The organism is Leucobacter sp. UCMA 4100, assembly GCF_027853335.1.
In the GTDB taxonomy this organism is placed as follows: domain Bacteria; phylum Actinomycetota; class Actinomycetes; order Actinomycetales; family Microbacteriaceae; genus Leucobacter_A.
This window is the reverse complement of record NZ_JAFEUS010000001.1, coordinates 13,035-30,570: the sequence shown is the minus strand read 5'-3', so window position 1 is coordinate 30,570 and position 17,536 is coordinate 13,035. Positions and strand designations below refer to the sequence as shown.

Sequence of the window (17,536 nt, the reverse complement as noted above, 5' to 3'; positions counted from 1 at the left end):
GTCGTGGAACGCGCAGCCCGCGATCGTTTCGTGCAGATCGCGCAGCACTCAGGGATGAGTGCTGCTGCGCTGTTTGATGCCCTGGCCATGAATATGCCACTGGACGAACGCGGCTACCCCGAGTGGTTGCCCGAGCGCCCCGGCCTGAAAGATGGAGAACTACCTATCGACTCCCCCTAAAAGAGGAAGGCCCACACCGAGGTGTGGGCCATAAGCTCCGGCTAGAGCTGCTGAAGTTTGGCGACGAAATCAGCTCTAGCGATTGAAAGCCACCCGCGTGGGAGGCTCCCTTTGCCGTTCCCGAAAGGAACGATGGTTTGATTATAGCCGAAACTAGACCTATTGGGTCTAATAGGACTAATGCCACCATTAGCGTGTCGCGCGACACCCCAAAGTCCCGTCAGCGCGTGCAGCATGTCCCCCAGCGCCGCCGCCCGGGCACGCAGGTGCAGCGACTCTCTTGGTCGCTCCCCGTCCCCGACGGCGCATATTCCCGGATCCCCGCATGGAGCAACCGGGAACAGTGGCTAACGCGCCTCATGGAGGCGCTGCGCACGCCCGAGGGCGAGAGTGCACGCCGTCGCATCAGCATCACGCTCACGACGCTGCTACGCATCGCCACGCTCGACGCTGAGAGCGCCGATAGCCGCAACGGCCGCGGCGTGGCCACATCACACGACACAGTTGCAAACACCATCGGGTGCTGCAAGCGCACCGTGCAGCGCGGCCGCGAGCTGATCCAACAGCTTGGTTTTGCCGTTGTCGTAGTACCGGGCCGGTACCTCACAAAGGCAGAGCGTGCGGAGGCCGCAGCGCTGCACGGTAGCGCTCAGCGGCGCGCTGCATCAGTGCGCGCTCTGACGCTGCCCGCACCCACGCCAGCAGCATCAAATGTCCACCTACCTCGTAGAGGGTTTATAAACCCCTTAGCTCACCTAAGAATTAACTCACCAAAGCGCGCAGGCGCGCGCAAGGCCGCTCCGCGGCCGGGAGCAATTGAAAAAAAGAAATCAGCACCCAAAAAACGAACCATGTACCGCCCCGAGGTCGCACATATCGCCCAAGAGCTGACCACCCGCCTGCCGTTCCTGGGTCGCTGGCGCAGTTTGGTGACAGAGCGCCCGGGCTGCAAGCCCGAGCTGAGGCACCAGGGCGAGCACATCGGCACAATCTGCCGGGTGATCGTCAAGAGCGGGCTGGACACGCAGCGAATGACCGGAGCAGACGTAATCGAAGTGCTCGACAGGCTCACCGCCGATACCGGGCTACAAACGATGACCGGGGAACACGTCAAAAACCCGTTGGGCTACCTCACGACGCTGCTACGCCGAGCACTGGCGTACATCGAACGTGAGGGCTACGCCACAGTCGCAGAGCGCCGGGAAGCCGCCCAGGAGCGCCGCGCACAGATCCAAGCACAACAAGCCGCTGACCGAGCCGAGCGCGAAGCTGAACGAGCACGGGCAAACACCCCCGAGGCTATCGCCGCACGAGAAGCATTTTTCGAGAACTGGCGTGCTGAGAAAGCCACCCGAATCAATGCCTAGAACGAACTCACCCGGCACCGTTGCCTCCCAGCAGATGACACCCACCCCACTCCCCCAGGGCAAGCCCGCGAAGCGGGTGCGGCAGCCCAAATGTGCGTTCCGCACATGCCGCTCCGCGGCCAGTGTTTTCTAACCCCTTCGGGGTTTTTGTTTCTTCCTGAATCCGAATCGTCGCAACCCTTTGTGGCTCCGCGCAAGCCGCTTCGCGGCCGTCTCCGCCGAGATTTTCGGGCGCGGTCGCAGGCTCCCTTATTTCGCCCGAAATTCTCTCCCCCGCCGCCTCCGGTTGCACTCCACCAGTCGGGCCGCTTTGGATCCTCCATCAGGAAGAAACAAAAAATGTTCAGCACAGGGAGAGACACCATGACAACCACCGGCGAAGCTCGCGAATGGTACAGCCAGCAGATCGAAGCACACCCCAGCCGTTTCAGCAACGAGGGCCGCGACTACCGCGAATGGGCCGCAAAGGCCGACGCGCGAGAAGCAGGCCCGAACGCCCGAACGCTGACAGTCACCGATGACGATGGCAAGACGTTTACCGGCTCAACCCGCATCGAAGTTGCTGCGCTCATGGCTGAGCACTACTACGCGGCCGAGTGGACAGAAAACTATCCAGTGTCCGAAGATCACGGCGCTATGTGGGATTGCCTCGAAGCCCTAGACATTCTCGAAGTCGCCTAATAGTTCTATTATCCCCAATGCCACTAAATCTGAAAGGTTTTGAAATGCTCACCATCACACACACCCACGAGGCCGGAACCATCATCGAGGGCACCGAGCGCGGCGACGGATCCGCCGAAGTCTTGAAGGCCCAGCGCTGGCGCTGGGGTCGCAGCATCGCGGCTTGGTATATCCCCCACAGCCGCGACCGCTTGCCCAATCACTACCGAATCAACCAGAGCGCGGCCGCGCTGCGCGAAGCAGGGTTCGAGGTTGCAACAGAGATCGAAGAAACGACCCGCAGCACTGCCGAGGTAGAGGCCGCAAAGATCGAGCGCCAGGAGCAGCGCGCGGCCGCGCTTGAAGCAAAGGCCGAGCGCAAGAGCCAGCAGGCGGACCAAGCCGCGGCACGAGCTGACGCAGCGGGCCGAGCGCTGCCCGCGATGGGTGAGCCGATCAAGATTGGACACCACAGCGAAACCCGCCACCGAAACGCGATTGACCGTGCGCACAGCACGTTAGGTAAGGCGGTAGCGGCAGGCAAGGAAGCAGACCACGCCGCGGCACGAGCTGAAACAGCAGCCACCACAACCGCGGCGCGCTACGGCGTGCAGACGGTCGCCAACAGAATCAAGAAAATCGAAGCCGAAATCAGGGCTAGCGAGCGCAGCCTAAACGGGCACACGCGCAACCCGGGAAGCCCTTACCGCGAGGAAGTAGCCCCAGTGTCCGGCGCACACCGTGAGCGCGTCACAGCGCAACTCAAAGAGCAGCGCGACCAGCTCGACTACTGGCAAGGGATCCGCGCCCAGCAGGTCGAGGAAGGCAAGGCAACGAGCTACAGCCGCGAGCAGATCGCAAAGGGTGACTATGTTCGATACCGCTACGGCTGGCTCGAAGTGGTCAGGGTCAACGCAAAGAGCGTCACGGTAAAGACCGATATGGGGTGGACAGATCGACTCGACTACCCCGAGCTACTGGGGCACCGCAGCGCCGCAGAGGTCGCAGAAATCAGGGCAGCAGCAGCGGCGCAGAAGTAACGCCCACTTGGCCCCAATAGTACTATTGGGGCCAAGTGCCCGCCACGGCAGAGCCGCAGCGGGCGAGGGGTAAACCCCTCGCGCTCCCCGAGCGCTTCGCGCTTGATCGAGTGGCCCAAGGGCCACAAGGCAAAAGCAACCCTGGTTCGTTCCTGGCGCTCCATCATTGCGCCCACGGCCTCCGCGCAAGCCGCTTCGCGGCCGTCTCCGCCGAGATTTTCGGGCGCGGTCGCAGGCTCCCTTATTTCGCCCGAAATTCTCTCCCCCGCCGCCTCCGGTTGCACTCCGGCACTTCCGGGCGCATTGCTCCGCTTATCAGGAACGAACCTCAGAGTGATCGAAAGGACAGACACATGGACACCATCACCGTTTACAGCAAGCCCCATTGCGTGCAGTGCACCGCGACGTATCGGGCACTCGAAAGCAAGGGGATCCCCTACCGGGTGATTGACCTTACGGAGAACCCCGAGGCCGTGGAGGCAGTCAAAGCGCTTGGCTACCTGCAAGCGCCCGTAGTGGTAGCAAAGGCGGGGCACCACTGGTCAGGGTTTCGCCCTGACCTTATCGGGAAGCTCGCAGGCTGATCGCCACAACTTGACCCTAATAGTACTATTGGCTACAATAGTACTAACACCGAAACGAAGTGAGGAACAATGACCCAGAACAACCGACCGGCAGGCGCGCTCACCAACGCCCTTGATCCCGCTGCTTTGCTCCGGGAGGCCCGCGCGGTATTTACGAACCAGTACCCCGGCGCAGAGCCGGACGCCCTCAGCGACGGCCCGGGGCCGCAGATGTTCTTTCGCGCGACTGGCAATGTCGCAGCGGTAGTGAACGGCGAAGGCGTAGGGGCCACCGCCGACAGTGAAGGCATGATCGAGGTTTACTTCTCCTATGGAATGCAGTGGATCCCCGTGCAGCTCGCGGCCGAGCGGATCGAGGCAACCATGACGGGCGAGCTGATCGACCTAGCGGAAGGAATCCGCACTTTTGGGGAACGGCTGGACGCTAACCACCGGAGCTGGCGAAGCCGGTACCTCAGGGCCGGAACCATTGGGGATAATGCCACCATTTAAGCTTGACTACATTAGTACTATTATAGCCAATAGTACTAATGTAGTCACCGATGAACGGGGAAGTGGAAATGAAGGAAATCACGGTAACGCAGCTCGCAGAGCTTCGGGTAGGCGATGTGCTTACGGCGCTCGACGGCAAGCCCTACAAGCGCCCGCTGACTGTAGCGAACTCGCTTGGGCCTATTGAGCCAGGATCGCCCGTGCACGGCGTGAGGTTCGTAGCGCCGGTGGGGAGCGAAATTGAGTGGGTCTTTTATCCCTCGCAGATCGACGGCCACACCATGAGCGTGAGCAGGGCGTAGCGCTCGCGGGGCGGGCGTGGCCCGCCCCGCATCATTGGGGGTATCGTCCCCAATACTTCTTTTAGTACTATTAGGGCCAAGGCCCACGATGGAGGACAACATGAACGCACGAGTACTCGCGCTTTGCAACCAAAAGGGCGGCGTAGGAAAAACCACGAGCACTTTTCACCTTGCCCGAGCTGCGGTGCTCGAAGGGCTGCGCGTGTTGGTGATCGACGCAGACCCACAGGGCAATATCACGACCGTATTGGGCGACGGGATCAGCGAAGATACGGCGGGACTTGCCGACGCGCTCAGCGACCGTTCAGCGGCCACGCTGGCACAGGTAATCGTGCCCGGAATCTGGGACGGCCTGAGCGTCGTTCCCACAACGGGGGAGACTCTGGGAGTCGCACGCGATGAACTGGTGCTGAGCGGAGCTGGCCGTGAATCGCGGTTGCGCCGTGAACTCGAGAACGTGCGTGCAGAGTATGACCTGATTCTGATTGATTGCGCGCCGTCGCTTGACCAGCTCACAATCAACAGTCTGACCGCTGCTGATGCCGTGGTTATCATCACGCAATCCAAGCTGTTCAGCGCAAATGGGATCGCCAAGCTTCTAGGCACCATCGACCTGGTGCGCGAGCACTACAACCCCGCTTTGGAAATTGCCGCGTTCCTGGTGAACCAGCATGAGGCGCGCACCATCGGGGGAGCGCACTGGGCCGACCAGATTAGTGCAGCGGCCGAGCAGCGTAGCGTAACCGTTCTAGCGCCTCCGGTGCCTAAGCGAATCGTCATTTCTGATGCGATGGAGTCCACCCAGGGACTTGACGAATGGGGCAGCGAAACCCGCGAGCTCGTGGAGATTTACGAGGGATACATTCGTGCCCTCATGGAGAAAGGCAAGTAGTTATGTCGAAGCAGCGCGTACCCCTGAAATCGTCGCTGGCGGGATCTTCCCCAGTGACCGCGCAGGCCCCTGAGCGGGCCGCTGCGGCACCCGTAGAGGCGCAGCCGGCCCCACAGCCGGCCCCTGCGGCAGAGTCCGTAGCGAAGCCGGTTGCGGGTAAGAAAACCAAGGTCGCTTACTACCAAGAGCGTGCGGAAGCAGACCGCACACGCGGCGCTTTTCAGACTGTAGGGCAGCGCGAGGGATACCGCACCTATAGCGATTTTCACGCAGCCGTGATGCTCCGCGAAGTGGAACGGCTCGAAGCCCTCTACAACGACGGAAAGCCATTCGAAAGCGCAGCGCCAGGCACAGGGGCGCTGGGACGGCCCCTGGACTAGCCGTGAGGATCCGCCATCGAGTTCTAGCAATTGCCGCCGTAGCTGTCACTGTGGGCGCGCTCACGGCATGTTCACCGAGCAAGGCGACAGTCACTATCGACGGCACCACAATCTCCGCCGCGCGAGCAACCACGGTCGAGCAGCAGGAGGCAGGCCTAAAAGGCCGCGTTGACTTGCAGCTCAACGAGGGAATGCTATTCGAGCTGGCAGAGCCGCAGGACACGAGCGTGTGGGGACACGGGATGCTAATTCCCCTCGATGTGGTTTGGATCCTCAATCACGAAGTGGTGCGCGTTGACGCGCTCAACCCGTGCGACTGGGATACACCCGAACAGTGCGAAAAGATCCCGTCACCCGGCAAGGTAGACGCGATCTTAGAAGTTCACCGGGACGTGTTTTCGCACGTCGAGCCGGGAACCTCAGTCAGTTACTAACGACTAAGGAGGAAGACTATGAAGTCCCCCATCTATATGTACCCAATGGATGCTGGCGAAGAGCAGCTTGCGGCGATTCTTCGCGACCAGTACCAAGGGGTGAGCTTCACCGACGAGGAGATAGCCGCGCTTGATGCAGTGGTGCAGCTCAGCCACCGCATCGGAGGCGGCCGTGAAGATTCCGGCGCAGATAAGAAGCTGACCCCAGCGACCCAATACGCGTTTCAGCGGGGCTGGATCGCTGAAACGGTGTGCGGCTACGAACCGACAATCGCCGGACGGTTGACAGCAGACGAGCTGCGCGACCAGGCAGGGTTCGGTCGATCTTTCAAACCCTGGGAACAAGCAATGCAGCATGAGATTGACCTTCCTTCTAACTTTTTGCCAGACGAGTGGGTGCCCGCTAGTTACGTGCTTGGGTGGCTGCGTCAGTACGAAAGCCAGGGCTGCACGAACGAGGTTGTGGTGCATGACGGGTATTGCTATCCGCTGCTTGCGCTCGGAACGCGAATGGCGAGGTATCCAGGGGTGCGGTTCGCGACGGAAGCTGTAGCAGGCTATGAGCGCGAAGGCCTTGTAACCATTCGCGAAGGCGGACTGTACCTCACCGATGCTGGTCTGGAAAAGCTCAACGAGTTTTCACGATATGAGGCGGAGCAGATTGGAGACGAGCGATAATGCCTGTACTCAATGACGCAGACGCCGTGACCCAGACATATCGGGCACCGGCTAAGAAACGTTTTGACTTCGCGAAAGTGAATGACACCGGCACGGCGTTCTCTGCCGTGTGGCGAATGGCCGGAATGTACCTAGGCGGCTCCGTGCTGAGTTGGGTGGTTGTCAGCGAGGATCCAGCCCCTATCGTGAGTGCGCTGAACCGGGCTATCGGCAACGCGCCCGCTGTCCGACTTCCAGGAAAGGTTATCGCGGAGGTAAGAGATAAACGTCGTGAGATAACTGTCCCGGGCCGATCTCGCTTGGTCATTGGAAATAAATACTTCGAGCTGATGAATACGCTGACCAGCGCAGAGCGCGACGTGATCCTGAACGATTCTTTTCTCCTGGCCGATGTGCTGCACGTTCTGATGGACGAACGAGAACAGGGGCGACGCAGAGCGATTCAGGAGCGCAGGGAGGCCATACTTGCAGCCCTGGCCCTGGCCCAGGCAGAGAGGCAGAAATGATCTGGTTCGAGCAGATCGAATAGCGGCCCGTAAACGATCGTTTTCGGCTGGTTCCGGAGGGGTGTCAGGAGCGCCGCGCCGCAAACGGTGGTCGATACTTAGGTCTGGCAGGCATTTTCGGGCGGCTGTTCTTGCGCAAGATTCGCTGAATCTGCCCGTTTTCGGTCCCAAACTCCCCTCGGATCTGATGACCGAGCTCCCAGGAGACTGCACCCAATCCGGAACGCCCAGGCGTAGATTGAAAGGGAACGCGTGCGGCTGGGAGACGGCAGTCGCATCCGAAGCTAACGGAAGGTTGAAAATGAGCACGAACACATGGAGCTCCCCGGTGACGGGCTTGACCTGTCACGGTTGTGTCGAGACGGTCACCGCGCAGTTGATTGCTGTGCGCGGCGTCAAAGAGGTGAACATCGATCTCGTCGAGGGTGGCGTATCCACGGTGAGCGTGGTCGCCGACCGTGAGCTCACGGACGGCGAGGTCGAGGGCGTACTACACGCCGGCGGCGCATTCGCACTCGCTCGTGTTGATGCGATGAGCTTCCTCGGTTCGACTACGAACGCGCCCGACCTCGCAGTCGACGTGCTTTTCTTCGACGGGGCCGAGGAACTCGATGCAATCGGTCCCTGGGAAGTGCTCCGCTTCTGGGCGGAGCTTGGTGACCGACGCGTCGACGTGCGTGCGGTGAGTTTGGACGGCAAGTCGGTCCGTTGCGCGAAGGGGCTCACCGTCGATGTCGACGGTAGCCTTGGCGACCGCCCCATCGATCTTCTTATAGTCCCGGGTGGTCGCGGTGCCGACATCCTCGCGGGGGATCTCGAACAGGTCGGGCGGATCTCGCGCCTCGCTGAACAGGGAGCAACGATGGCGTCCGTGTGCACTGGCGCCCAGGTGCTCGGCGCTGCTGGCCTTCTCGACGGGATCAATGCGACGACCCACTGGATGGCCCGCGGCCAGCTCCAGAAGTCCCACCCGTCAGCGCGCATCTCGTCGGGCGAACGATGGGTCGACTCTGGCGATGTCGTCACGAGCGCCGGCGTGTCGGCCGGAATCGACATGGCCCTGCACCTCGTAGATCGGTTCGACTCCCGCGCCGTCGCTCACCGAATCTGCAGCGTGATGGAGTACCCGTGGCATCCAGAAGCTCGCGGCGAGGCCGTTATCTCTACATAGTGTAGAGTTAAGAGGTGACTTCGCGACGCATCCTCCCCTCTGCTTTCCTCGCCACCCTGACGATCGCCGCCCTCGCGGGATGCGGTGGCGGGTCGATGGACCATTCCGACCACAGCGGGCACTCCGCCGGCTCCTCGGCTTCTCCCACCGGCGCCGCCGACGTCGTTACCGACCCCACATGCCCGGCGGTTGTCTCACTCGAATCCGTCCCCGAGCGCGTTGTGACCATGGACGCCGGAGCGGCGGCCTTTCTCATCGAACTCGGACTCGGCGACACGGTTGTGGGCACTGCGGCTCCAGGCTTCAAGACCGACTTCTCCGGAGACATCCGCGCTCAACTCGACGCAGTGCCCGTTCTTGACGACGGACAGGGGTCAGCTGAGGCAGTGATCGCCTCCGACCCGGACCTGGTCACGGGAATCTCGCAGTACGAGTTCGGCGGTTTCGACGGCACCGCGTCTGTCGATCAGCTGGAGTCCGCGGGATCTGCCGCCCTGTCCGCCTGCGGCGCGGTGCAGGATGTCCCGATGGACAACATCGATGAGACGTACAGGTATATAAGCGCGCTCTCCGATGCATTCGACGTTACCGAGCGTGGCGAGGAGCTGATCGACCGGATTCGTACTCAGGTCTCAGACGCGACGGCGGCCTCGCGGGACGCAGACGTGCCCGTGCTCAGCTTGTCCTCCGTGCCCGACGCTGGCGCGGGCATCAACACCAACGGCGGATCAAGCTTCGCGAACGGCATCATCACCTTGGCCGGCGGTACCAACATCGCCCGTGACCAGCTCCAGGACTTCGCAAGCTTGTCTGCGGAGGCGGTGACAGAGGCCAACCCGGCTGTGATCGTGGTGGTGTCCGGTTTCGCGGATTCCAGCGATGAGGACCTGAAGGCGGCCATCATCGCCAGCCCGCTGTTGGCCGAGACCGACGCCGTCAAGAACGAGAACGTCGTCGTGGTGCCGCAGCGCATCCTCCTGTCACCGAGCCTGCTGAATGCGGACGCCGTCCAGATCATCGCGGATGCGGTCGCGAACGCTTCCTGAGGAGACGCGCAGACGCCGAACCGGGGCCTTGCGCGCCATCCCTCTGACCGCCATCCTCATCGGGCTCCTCTTCCTGCTTCTGACAGTGATGGTGATCAGCGTCGGTGTCGGCGCGGTATCGATCGCCCCCGGAGAGGTGATCGAGGTCATCTCCGGGCGCGTGGCGGGAAAACCCGAGCTTGGCTCCCTGGATTTCATCGTCTGGGAACTACGCATGCCGCGCGTGTTGCAGGCCGCAGTGGTCGGCGCCGCCCTGGCAGTCGCCGGAGCGTGCGCACAGGTCCTCGTCCGCAACCCCATCGCCGACCCCTACGTCCTCGGCCTGTCTTCCGGAGCCGGGGTCGCGGCGGTCCTGGTCATCACTTCCGTCGGTGTTGCCACCTTCGGAGTGCTGTTGCTCCCGGTCGCCTCTTTCGTCGGTGCCGCTGCGACCGGAATCATCGTCGCGGCCACAGCGACCTCACGCTGGGGGATGTCCGCAGGCCGACTGGTGCTGTCCGGAGTCGCGATCGGTCAACTTCTCGGAGGGGTGATGTCCTTTCTCCTTATCCGATCCGGGAATTCCGATGCCACTCAGCAGGTGATGTTCTGGCTTCTCGGGAGTCTGGCAGGCGCCCAATGGCGACTGCTGCTCGTCATCGGCCCCGTGATCATCGTCGCGATCGTTCTCGTCGCAATGTCTAGCGGGCGCCTTGACCTCCTCGGCATCGGAGACGCTCAAGCGGCCGCGTCAGGGGTGCATCCGGGGCGTTCCCGGGTGCTCGTCTTCGCTCTCGCTTCCCTGATGACCGGCGCCGCAGTCGCCGTCTCGGGGACTATCGGCTTCGTGGGCCTCATCGTGCCGCACATCGCCCGTCTCCTCGTGGGCGGTATGCACAAGCGCGTCATTCCCGTGTCTGCGTTGCTGGGGGCGATCCTGCTCAGCTCGGCGGACCTCGCCGCGCGCACCGTGCTAGCACCGTCAGAGCTTCCAGTCGGGATCTTCACCGCGGCGATCGGCGTGCCAATCTTCATCCTCCTCATGCGCAAGAATCGCGCCATGGCCCTCTCATGAGCTCATCGCATACGACGCCATCCGAAGTGGCTTTCAACGCCGTGTCCGTGAACTACGGACCACGGCGCGCGCTCGACAACGTCAGCGCCACAATCGCAGCGGGTGAGATCGTCGCCATCGTCGGACCCAACGGATGCGGCAAGTCAACTCTCCTGAGCCTCCTTACCGGACACCATCCGGCCTTCACCGGCACCGTCACGGTCGACGGTGAAGACATCAGCACGATGCGCGCTCGCGACAGGGCTCGGAAGATCGGAGTTCTCCGGCAACACACGGGGCCCCTTCCCGACGTCACCGTGACCGAACTCGTCGCTCTGGGCCCTCAGACACTCTCCACGCACCAGGTCAATCGCACCCTGGCGCGCGTCGGACTCGACGAACTCGCGACCGAACCAGTCGCGGCTCTCTCCGGCGGACAACTGCAACGCGCACTTCTCGCACGAGCCCTCCGTCACGACCCCACTCTGCTGGTGCTGGACGAGCCCACGAACCACCTCGACGTCCAGCACAGATTCGCCCTCATGGAGCTCCTGCAAGACCTTCGGGTAACGGTCCTCTGCGCCCTCCACGACCTCGACCTCGCGATCCGCTACACGGACGACATGCTCCTCCTCGCCGAGGGGCAGTTGCGCGCACACGGACACCCCGACGCCGTGCTGACGAAGTCTCGGGTTCTCGAAGTCTTCGCGATCGACAGCGAAAGCGTGACCACAGCCGGAGGCCAAACGCATCTTCTCTTACGCTCCGCGCGAGCTCGTGCCGCCGGGGAGTGAGACCTGCACATGAGATATGCGGGCAAAGGCCCGACGGGTCGCTGATGCGTCGCCTGCCGCAGTCAACCCTGGGAATACTGGGTTGATCGCGGTGATGCGTTGACGGGCGGTCACAACGAAACGACCACCGCGATCATCGCCTCGAGATGGTCTGTCACAAGGCCAGCAGCGCGACTTTCATCACTGGCGCGGAGCGCGTCGAGCACTCGCTCATGCCCGTCCCAGCCGTCCACCTCGACGGCGCGGAAGGTTCGCGTCACGATCGCGCCAGTGAGCGAGTAGAGCGGGCGGAGTGCCGCTTCGGCTGCGCGGTCATGGACGGCTTGGGCGAACGCCTCAAGAAGGTGAGCGTGAGCATGAATGGCGCCGAGGACGTCGCCTGACCGGCTCGCCGCACGACCGAGTCTGATCTGGTCCGCGATGCTCGCGAGGTCGTCACCCGTGCGGCGAATTGCCGCGATCGACATCGCCCACGGCTCGAGTCGCGCCCGCGCATGCAGGACAGTGAGCAAGTCAGCTGGAGAGCTCGCCCCCATCACGGTCGCGCCGCGATTCGGCGTCACATCCGCGAGCCCCAACGCCGCGAGAGAGCGAAACGCTTCTCGAACAGGGACACGAGAGACATTCAGGCGCTTCGCGATCTCTGCAGCAACGAGTCGCTCCGCCGGCCACTCGACCGCCGTGTCGCCGCGGAGGCCATCGAGAAAGTTGGAATAGGTCACCTCTCACAGCGGGTGTTTGCGGGGCTCTCCGGTGGTGAGAAGCAACGCGCACTCATCGCCCGCGCCCTCGCCCAGGAGGCGTCTCATCTCCTTCTCGACGAGCCAACGAACCACCTTGACGTGCGCTATCAGCACGAGACGCTCCACCTCGTGCGGGAGCTCGGGACGACGACGATCGTCGTGTTGCACGATCTCAATCTCGCCGCGCGCTACTGCGACCGCCTCGTATTGCTGTATCAAGGGAAGGTCGTCGCTGTAGGAACGCCCGACGTCGTCCTAACCCCTGAGATTCTCGAGCCGGTCTACGGGATTACCGTCGAGCGAGTCGAGCACAGGTCAGTACCGCAACTCGTCTTCACCCTCCCTGGCGGCCTTCAGTAAGCTTCGATCCACCGGTGTGCGTCGTTTGGGGCGCGCTGGCGTGAGTGGCGTGTCGAGCGCTGCTGTCGGATACGAACCCTCTCGGATACCCACCTAACGATCAGCTCTCGCCGTTGGCCGACCTCGCATCTCGAGCTTTTTCTGACTTTCGGCGCAACGTTCGTAGATTGAACCAACCTAGGATCATCGCTACGCAAGTGAGACTTGCCCCCGCGAGGGACCACCATCGGCCGCCACTGCCCTCATTGAGTGCTAGGTCGATGCTGAAGTAAAACGCGACCGCTGCTGCCAACGCGCCAACGATGAGCATGATGACCTGCTGTCGTCTGAGCCTGCGGTTATCGTCCACAACCCCACTCTGCACAGATGCGTCCGACAGCGCCAGAAACGATCGTTTGTGACGCGCAGCGCCGCACGTCACAAACGATCAAGACACGCCGGGGGAGTGTCAACCGAAAACCCCAACCAAAACTAATACGCGCCGGAACCCGGCGCGTATCGTTATTGGTATGGGTGAAAATCTTGGATACGCGCGAGTATCAACGCGAGAGCAAAACGCGGCCGCGCAAGCCGACGAGCTGAGGGCCGCAGGCTGCACGCGAGTGTGGATAGACGAAGGCCAATCGAGCCGCACCGCTGATCGGCCTGAGTGGCAAGCGTTGCTCGACTATGCGCGGCCAGGAGACGTGATTAAAGTGCGGAGACTAGACCGGATCGCGGGAAGCGAGCGGATCCTAATTGAGACGCTGCACGACCTCGATAGTCGAGGCTTAGGAATCGTCAGTCTCACCGAACCGATGATTGATACGACTACCCCAATGGGCCGCGCACTCTATGGAATCGTCGCAGTCTTTGCACAGCTCAGAGTTGACACAATTCGAGAGAATACCGTGCGCGGATTAGACCACGCGCGCAGCCAAGGGCGCATCGGTGGGCGACCAACAGTGATGACACCGGAGCGCATCAAAGCGGCAAGGCAAATGCGCGCCGAGGGTGAGAGTTTGGCCACGATAGGGCGTGTGTTGGGCGTAGGAACTTCAAGCGTAAGCAGGGCACTGAGAACCACCGAGTAGGGATCAGTGAGTGAGGCTAGATCACTTTTTCTGTCTCTCCCAATACCTGCCAGAACGCGCAAAAATATCCCCAGTCAAGGGTCAGGCTTGCCTTATCGCGAAGCGACGCGAAGCGCCCTTGACTGGGGATATTTTTGTGTGAAGATTCCCGGCAATGGGAGAGAGAGAAACCCCTAAGCGTGGTTGCCAAACTGGGAAGATACGGACGGAGTAGAGGCCACGGTATCTGATCCACTTGCAGCCGTAGCGACAGGTTCAGCACGGCGAGCTTCGGCAGCTTCCGGTGCGGCCGTCTTGCTCGCAGCGCGCTTGCGAGTCCGAGTCGGTTTGCCCGACTGAGTGAAGCCGATCTTCTTCAACTCATCGGTAGTCCAACCGGCCTTTAGCGCGGCCTGATACTGACGTGAATCGTCACGCTCAGCGTCAGCGATTTCGGCAGCAGTCTCGCGCTCAACTGCTGCGATTCTTTCGTCACGCTCCGCACGCACGCGGTCAACGGTGGCCCGCGTATCCGCGAGCAAGCGCACGGCCTCGATTCGATCTTCAAAGAGCTGCTGCGCGCGCTCTACGGCCTGAACTTTCTTCGTCTCGGTAGTCATGCCAACAGTCTACGAGTCAGCTCCGTTTTGGGCCAGCGCCGCAGGCGACGCAGGGTAAAGCAGAGCGGCGGAGCCGCTTCCGCTTTTTCCGGCTGACAGCCGCCCGGGGCGGTAACCAGACGGAGCAAGCTATAGAGTTAGGTGCCCTAACTCGCTTGGATCCTCGACTTTGCGTGTCGGATCGGGCACAATGGGATTGTGCAGTCCCCGAGATTCGGGGTCGCTGCGCTGGGCAAGGACGGTGAGACCATGAGTGATGCGAAGCCAGTGGCACGCACGTTCTCTCGCCGTCGCAGGGCGAACGTCGAAGGCGGCAGGCTCCACCGTCACGTTGTGAAGGTGTCGCCCGAGGAAGAAGGCGCGCTGCTCCTGCGAGCAAACGCAAAGGGCACCACGGTTGCCCGGTACTTGGTGGAATCTGCGCTAGCCGATTCCACCGGCGATACGGTCACTGACAGGCAGCACCATATTGCTGATCTGTTCGTGATCCACCGGGGGCTTAGCCAGCTCGGAAACAACCTCAACCAGATCGCGCGGCAGACCAATGCGGCGAAGGATCTTCCAGTGGAGTTGCGCGGACCGCTGCTCGAACTTTTGCGAAGCTTGAAAGTGGGAGCTGACAAACTCGATGACGTAATCGACAGGCTGAGCGAACGATGATGCCCAACGTGGTTCGCGGCGACCGCATGGCTGGGTTGGTCAACTACTTGGTTGGCCCCGGCAGAGCTAACGAGCACACAGAACCGCACTTAGTTGCGGGCGATGATGCCCTGATGGCTTGGTACGACGATAACGAGCTGAACGCTGACGCTGCGCGCCAGATTGCCCGTCACCTTGACCGCCCAAAGAAGGCCTTTGACACCGAAGTGAATGGTGGCCATGTTTGGCACTGCTCGCTCTCAATCCGGGCAGAAGAAGGCACCCTTAGCGATGAACAGTGGAACGCAATTGCCACGGACTTCATTAGCGAAATGGATTTCGACGATGCCGAGGGAACCAAGGCACCCGCGCGTTGGGTTGCGGTGCGTCACGGGCTGAGCAAGAACGGTAACGATCATATTCACATCGCGGTGAACCTGATTCGTGAAGATGGCACTAAGGCCAACATTCACAACGACTTTTCGCGAGCACAGAAAGCTTGCCGTGCACTCGAAGTAAAGCATGGCTTGGAACAGCTTGAATCGCAGCGCACTAAGCGTGCAACTCGCGGCCACAAGCCGGGCGAGATCGAGGCAGATGCCATCCGAACCGCACGCGCAAAGTACGAGCGCAGCCGTAAGCAGAATCAGGAAGCAAAGCCAGCTTGGACGGCACTGGAACCGGCCGAGCGTGACGCTCTGGTGGCGGCTGAGCGTGCTGCAAGTCAGCCACGATACGAACTCGCAAGAACGGTTCGAGCTTGCGCAACTGCTTCCGAGTCCGAAGCGGAGTTCGTGCGACGGATGCGGCAATCTGGTGTGATTCTCCGACCTCGATTTGCCGAAGGTACGCAGGACGTAGTGACGGGCTACAGCGTGGCCAAGCGCCCCGAGAATGGGGAACGCCCAATCTGGTACGGCGGGCAGCGTTTGGGCAATGACTTGTCACTGCCCAGGCTGCGCGCGGAGTGGCCAGATACGCCCATCGGTGCGAGCGAAGCTGCGGCCGAGTGGAACGCCGCACGCCGTGGCCGTCGCATAGTTTCTCCGGGGCGTGAAACGACCATGCCGAGCTTGGCTCAGTACGCAAAGATGAACGCCGCGCTTGGCGACCTGAGTGAAAAGCTCAGAGCGGTACCGCTCGATGACTTTGACACATGGTCGCGTGTAGCTCGCGGAACCGCAGGCGCTTTCGCGAGCTGGTCTAAGGCTACGGAGTCCACACCCGGGCCACTCGCTGACACCGCAGATGTGTTGTCACGCTCCGCCCAGACACGACAGGCACCGGTACGGCCTAAGCCGTCCGGGATTGCCTCACTCGGGGGAGCCGCTGCGCTACTTGCGGTTGCCGTCCGAGGCGGCAAGGGTGCCGCTGCGCAGGCCGCAATGATCCGTCAGCTTGCCACTCTTGCTAAGAGCGTTTACGACGCTTCCAAGGCGGCAGGGGAGGCGCGACAGGCGGCAGCAATTCGTGACGCGGAGCGCGACAACTTGCGTGGCGTGCATGAGCGTTTGGAACAGCTCAGCGTGAAGATGCCCGCGGCAACAATCGACCCCGAGGTAGAAGCGCTGAGAGCGAGCCTGAACCCGGGTCAGGCACCGGCTCAGGAGATTGGTTCTCCGCTTCCAAATCGTATCGAGACAGCACGACAGATTCAGCCGACCCGCGCACCCGAGCAGACCGGCCCCGAGCGTTAGAAAGGTGAGGACAATGGAAACAGATGGCGTAGAAGAAACATTTGATGACGCAATGCGCGTCGCCGTTACAGCAGGGGGCCGCTTTGGTGAAGTAGCAGCCCGGTTGCGCGAGCAGCAGGCACGCGAAGCCGAGGCGCAATCTCAGCAGCAGGCACGCGAGCTACGAGCACGCTTCGACGCAGAACGCAGCGCGGCCACTCAGCAGCTCCGCCAGGTGCAGCAGGGCGACTGGTGGGATCGTTCCGGCGCGCAGGACGTGGGCAAGATGTATGCGACAGCCCATGCGTGGCGTGAGCATGAACCCGAGGCACAGCGAGCCGTTGACCGCATGAACTACGAGCTGCGCAGCAGGTACCGGATCGACGCTAACGACACTGGCGCAGACCCTCAGCGCGTAGCCGACCAGCTCGCTAAGTACGAGGCGGATCGACAGGCTGAACTTGCTACGGAGCAGCAGCAGCGACACGGCAGGGAACAAGCCGAGGCGCAGCGCCTAATGACCGATGCTGACCGGCTTGATCGTGAAGCAGATCATGCCCAGGCCGCGGCCGAGTTCGAGCCTGACCCGGCCGAGCGTGAGCGCGCCGACAGGGAAGCGGCTGACTACCGGGAGCGTGCCACAGACACCCGTGCAGACGGAGCGCTTGAATACGACAGTGCAGAGCGCCGACAGGCAACAGCTTCCAGGATGGAAGCGAAGGGCGTTGACCGTGATGCCGTCGCCGCCCGGATGCACGCCGACCAATCGCAGGGTAGCCCCGCAACGATGGCAACTGCGCCCACGAGGGCACCCAAGGCCCGAAAGGGCAATGCCGCCGGTAACCGCAACCGGCAGGCGAAGATCGAACGCTAGAGCGCGTCAGGAA

At 62.1% G+C, this 17,536-nt stretch carries 23 protein-coding genes; 21 read left to right on the top strand and 2 right to left on the bottom strand.

Translation table 11 applies throughout. The annotated features are described in order from the left end of the window. From JSO19_RS00185 to JSO19_RS00110, 16 genes are all read left to right on the top strand, one after another. The coding region (locus tag JSO19_RS00185) for a hypothetical protein (protein WP_270909043.1) at window positions 1-180 on the top strand (180 nt) is incomplete at its 5' end. Between the two features lie 227 nt (window positions 181-407). Continuing rightward, window positions 408-1,547 carry a hypothetical protein gene (locus tag JSO19_RS00180; RefSeq protein ID WP_270909042.1) on the top strand — a complete coding sequence of 380 codons (1,140 nt, stop codon included), beginning with the start codon at window positions 408-410 and terminating at the stop codon, window positions 1,545-1,547. A 363-nt stretch (window positions 1,548-1,910) separates the two neighbouring features. After that, the gene (locus tag JSO19_RS00175; RefSeq protein ID WP_270909041.1) at window positions 1,911-2,228 is read left to right on the top strand and encodes a hypothetical protein; all 318 of its coding nucleotides are present in this window, start codon (window positions 1,911-1,913) and stop codon (window positions 2,226-2,228) included. A gap of 44 nt (window positions 2,229-2,272) precedes the next feature. Further along, on the top strand, window positions 2,273-3,247 hold the full coding sequence (locus JSO19_RS00170) for a DUF3560 domain-containing protein (RefSeq protein WP_270909040.1): 975 nt from the start codon (window positions 2,273-2,275) through the stop codon (window positions 3,245-3,247). A gap of 353 nt (window positions 3,248-3,600) precedes the next feature. Next, entirely contained in the window at window positions 3,601-3,831 is a 231-nt protein-coding gene (nrdH, locus tag JSO19_RS00165; RefSeq protein ID WP_270909039.1) for a glutaredoxin-like protein NrdH, read from the top strand. A gap of 69 nt (window positions 3,832-3,900) precedes the next feature. Then, window positions 3,901-4,323: a hypothetical protein gene (locus JSO19_RS00160; RefSeq protein ID WP_270909038.1), complete on the top strand. Its 423-nt coding sequence runs from the start codon at window positions 3,901-3,903 to the stop codon at window positions 4,321-4,323. A 50-nt stretch (window positions 4,324-4,373) separates the two neighbouring features. Further along, window positions 4,374-4,625, top strand: a complete 252-nt coding sequence (locus tag JSO19_RS00155; RefSeq protein WP_270909037.1) for a hypothetical protein — start codon at window positions 4,374-4,376, stop codon at window positions 4,623-4,625. A gap of 100 nt (window positions 4,626-4,725) precedes the next feature. Beyond that, a complete protein-coding gene (locus tag JSO19_RS00150) occupies window positions 4,726-5,517 on the top strand; it encodes a ParA family protein (protein ID WP_270909036.1) in 792 nt (263 codons plus the stop codon). Continuing rightward, window positions 5,442-5,897 (top strand): ParB family protein, encoded by a 456-nt coding sequence (locus tag JSO19_RS00145; RefSeq protein ID WP_333734735.1) that lies wholly within the window; start codon window positions 5,442-5,444, stop codon window positions 5,895-5,897. Before JSO19_RS00150 ends, JSO19_RS00145 begins: the two co-directional genes overlap by 76 nt. Before the next feature lie 50 nt (window positions 5,898-5,947). After that, a complete protein-coding gene (locus tag JSO19_RS00140) occupies window positions 5,948-6,331 on the top strand; it encodes a DUF192 domain-containing protein (protein ID WP_270909034.1) in 384 nt (127 codons plus the stop codon). Between the two features lie 18 nt (window positions 6,332-6,349). After that, on the top strand, window positions 6,350-7,009 hold the full coding sequence (locus JSO19_RS00135) for a hypothetical protein (RefSeq protein ID WP_270909033.1): 660 nt from the start codon (window positions 6,350-6,352) through the stop codon (window positions 7,007-7,009). A 26-nt stretch (window positions 7,010-7,035) separates the two neighbouring features. Continuing rightward, window positions 7,036-7,515: a hypothetical protein gene (locus JSO19_RS00130; protein WP_270909032.1), complete on the top strand. Its 480-nt coding sequence runs from the start codon at window positions 7,036-7,038 to the stop codon at window positions 7,513-7,515. 301 nt (window positions 7,516-7,816) lie between these two features. Further along, on the top strand, window positions 7,817-8,686 hold the full coding sequence (locus JSO19_RS00125; RefSeq protein WP_226833574.1) for a DJ-1/PfpI family protein: 870 nt from the start codon (window positions 7,817-7,819) through the stop codon (window positions 8,684-8,686). Between the two features lie 14 nt (window positions 8,687-8,700). Further along, window positions 8,701-9,732 carry an ABC transporter substrate-binding protein gene (locus JSO19_RS00120; protein ID WP_087137147.1) on the top strand — a complete coding sequence of 344 codons (1,032 nt, stop codon included), beginning with the start codon at window positions 8,701-8,703 and terminating at the stop codon, window positions 9,730-9,732. A gap of 28 nt (window positions 9,733-9,760) precedes the next feature. After that, entirely contained in the window at window positions 9,761-10,786 is a 1,026-nt protein-coding gene (locus JSO19_RS00115; RefSeq protein ID WP_270909031.1) for a FecCD family ABC transporter permease, read from the top strand. A gap of 47 nt (window positions 10,787-10,833) precedes the next feature. Next, complete coding sequence (locus tag JSO19_RS00110; RefSeq protein WP_246802456.1) at window positions 10,834-11,559, top strand: ABC transporter ATP-binding protein; 726 nt, start codon at window positions 10,834-10,836, stop codon at window positions 11,557-11,559. 110 nt (window positions 11,560-11,669) lie between these two features. On the opposite strand, the gene JSO19_RS00105 is transcribed toward JSO19_RS00110, so the two are convergent. Next, window positions 11,670-12,281 carry a GntR family transcriptional regulator gene (locus tag JSO19_RS00105; RefSeq protein ID WP_234946282.1) on the bottom strand — a complete coding sequence of 204 codons (612 nt, stop codon included), beginning with the start codon at window positions 12,279-12,281 and terminating at the stop codon, window positions 11,670-11,672. On the opposite strand from JSO19_RS00105, the gene JSO19_RS00100 reads away from it, so the two are divergent. Both JSO19_RS00100 and JSO19_RS00095 read left to right on the top strand, forming a co-directional pair. Beyond that, window positions 12,183-12,662, top strand: coding sequence for an ABC transporter ATP-binding protein (locus JSO19_RS00100; RefSeq protein WP_333734737.1), 480 nt, complete (start codon window positions 12,183-12,185; stop codon window positions 12,660-12,662). The genes JSO19_RS00105 and JSO19_RS00100 overlap by 99 nt on opposite strands. A gap of 509 nt (window positions 12,663-13,171) precedes the next feature. Beyond that, a complete protein-coding gene (locus JSO19_RS00095; RefSeq protein ID WP_270909030.1) occupies window positions 13,172-13,735 on the top strand; it encodes a recombinase family protein in 564 nt (187 codons plus the stop codon). A gap of 173 nt (window positions 13,736-13,908) precedes the next feature. Here the strand turns inward: JSO19_RS00095 and JSO19_RS00090 are convergent, their stop codons facing one another. Then, the gene (locus JSO19_RS00090) at window positions 13,909-14,334 is read right to left on the bottom strand and encodes a hypothetical protein (RefSeq protein ID WP_270909029.1); all 426 of its coding nucleotides are present in this window, start codon (window positions 14,332-14,334) and stop codon (window positions 13,909-13,911) included. A gap of 249 nt (window positions 14,335-14,583) precedes the next feature. Here JSO19_RS00090 and JSO19_RS00085 point away from each other — a divergent pair, with 249 nt between their 5' ends. The 3 genes from JSO19_RS00085 (at window position 14,584) to JSO19_RS00075 (ending at window position 17,523) form a co-directional block, all read left to right on the top strand. Beyond that, window positions 14,584-14,994: a plasmid mobilization protein gene (locus tag JSO19_RS00085; protein WP_270909028.1), complete on the top strand. Its 411-nt coding sequence runs from the start codon at window positions 14,584-14,586 to the stop codon at window positions 14,992-14,994. A 113-nt stretch (window positions 14,995-15,107) separates the two neighbouring features. Beyond that, a complete protein-coding gene (locus JSO19_RS00080; protein ID WP_442915666.1) occupies window positions 15,108-16,670 on the top strand; it encodes a relaxase/mobilization nuclease domain-containing protein in 1,563 nt (520 codons plus the stop codon). A 13-nt stretch (window positions 16,671-16,683) separates the two neighbouring features. Further along, window positions 16,684-17,523 (top strand): hypothetical protein, encoded by an 840-nt coding sequence (locus JSO19_RS00075; RefSeq protein WP_270909026.1) that lies wholly within the window; start codon window positions 16,684-16,686, stop codon window positions 17,521-17,523. Window positions 17,524-17,536: the final 13 nt, after the last annotated feature.

Bases quoted from the DNA above. Each gene is read 5' to 3' on its own strand.
- JSO19_RS00155 (WP_270909037.1), top strand. From the start codon at position 4,374: ATGAACGGGGAAGTGGAAATGAAGGAAATCACGGTAACGCAGCTCGCA.
- JSO19_RS00085 (WP_270909028.1), top strand. From the start codon at position 14,584: ATGAGTGATGCGAAGCCAGTGGCACGCACGTTCTCTCGCCGTCGCAGG.
- JSO19_RS00090 (WP_270909029.1), bottom strand. From the start codon at position 14,334: ATGACTACCGAGACGAAGAAAGTTCAGGCCGTAGAGCGCGCGCAGCAG.
- JSO19_RS00175 (WP_270909041.1), top strand. From the start codon at position 1,911: ATGACAACCACCGGCGAAGCTCGCGAATGGTACAGCCAGCAGATCGAA.
- nrdH (WP_270909039.1), top strand. From the start codon at position 3,601: ATGGACACCATCACCGTTTACAGCAAGCCCCATTGCGTGCAGTGCACC.
- JSO19_RS00150 (WP_270909036.1), top strand. From the start codon at position 4,726: ATGAACGCACGAGTACTCGCGCTTTGCAACCAAAAGGGCGGCGTAGGA.
- JSO19_RS00125 (WP_226833574.1), top strand. From the start codon at position 7,817: ATGAGCACGAACACATGGAGCTCCCCGGTGACGGGCTTGACCTGTCAC.
- JSO19_RS00160 (WP_270909038.1), top strand. From the start codon at position 3,901: ATGACCCAGAACAACCGACCGGCAGGCGCGCTCACCAACGCCCTTGAT.
- JSO19_RS00095 (WP_270909030.1), top strand. From the start codon at position 13,172: ATGGGTGAAAATCTTGGATACGCGCGAGTATCAACGCGAGAGCAAAAC.
- JSO19_RS00135 (WP_270909033.1), top strand. From the start codon at position 6,350: ATGAAGTCCCCCATCTATATGTACCCAATGGATGCTGGCGAAGAGCAG.
- JSO19_RS00080 (WP_442915666.1), top strand. From the start codon at position 15,108: ATGGCTTGGTACGACGATAACGAGCTGAACGCTGACGCTGCGCGCCAG.
- JSO19_RS00145 (WP_333734735.1), top strand. From the start codon at position 5,442: ATGGGGCAGCGAAACCCGCGAGCTCGTGGAGATTTACGAGGGATACAT.
- JSO19_RS00075 (WP_270909026.1), top strand. From the start codon at position 16,684: ATGGAAACAGATGGCGTAGAAGAAACATTTGATGACGCAATGCGCGTC.
- JSO19_RS00170 (WP_270909040.1), top strand. From the start codon at position 2,273: ATGCTCACCATCACACACACCCACGAGGCCGGAACCATCATCGAGGGC.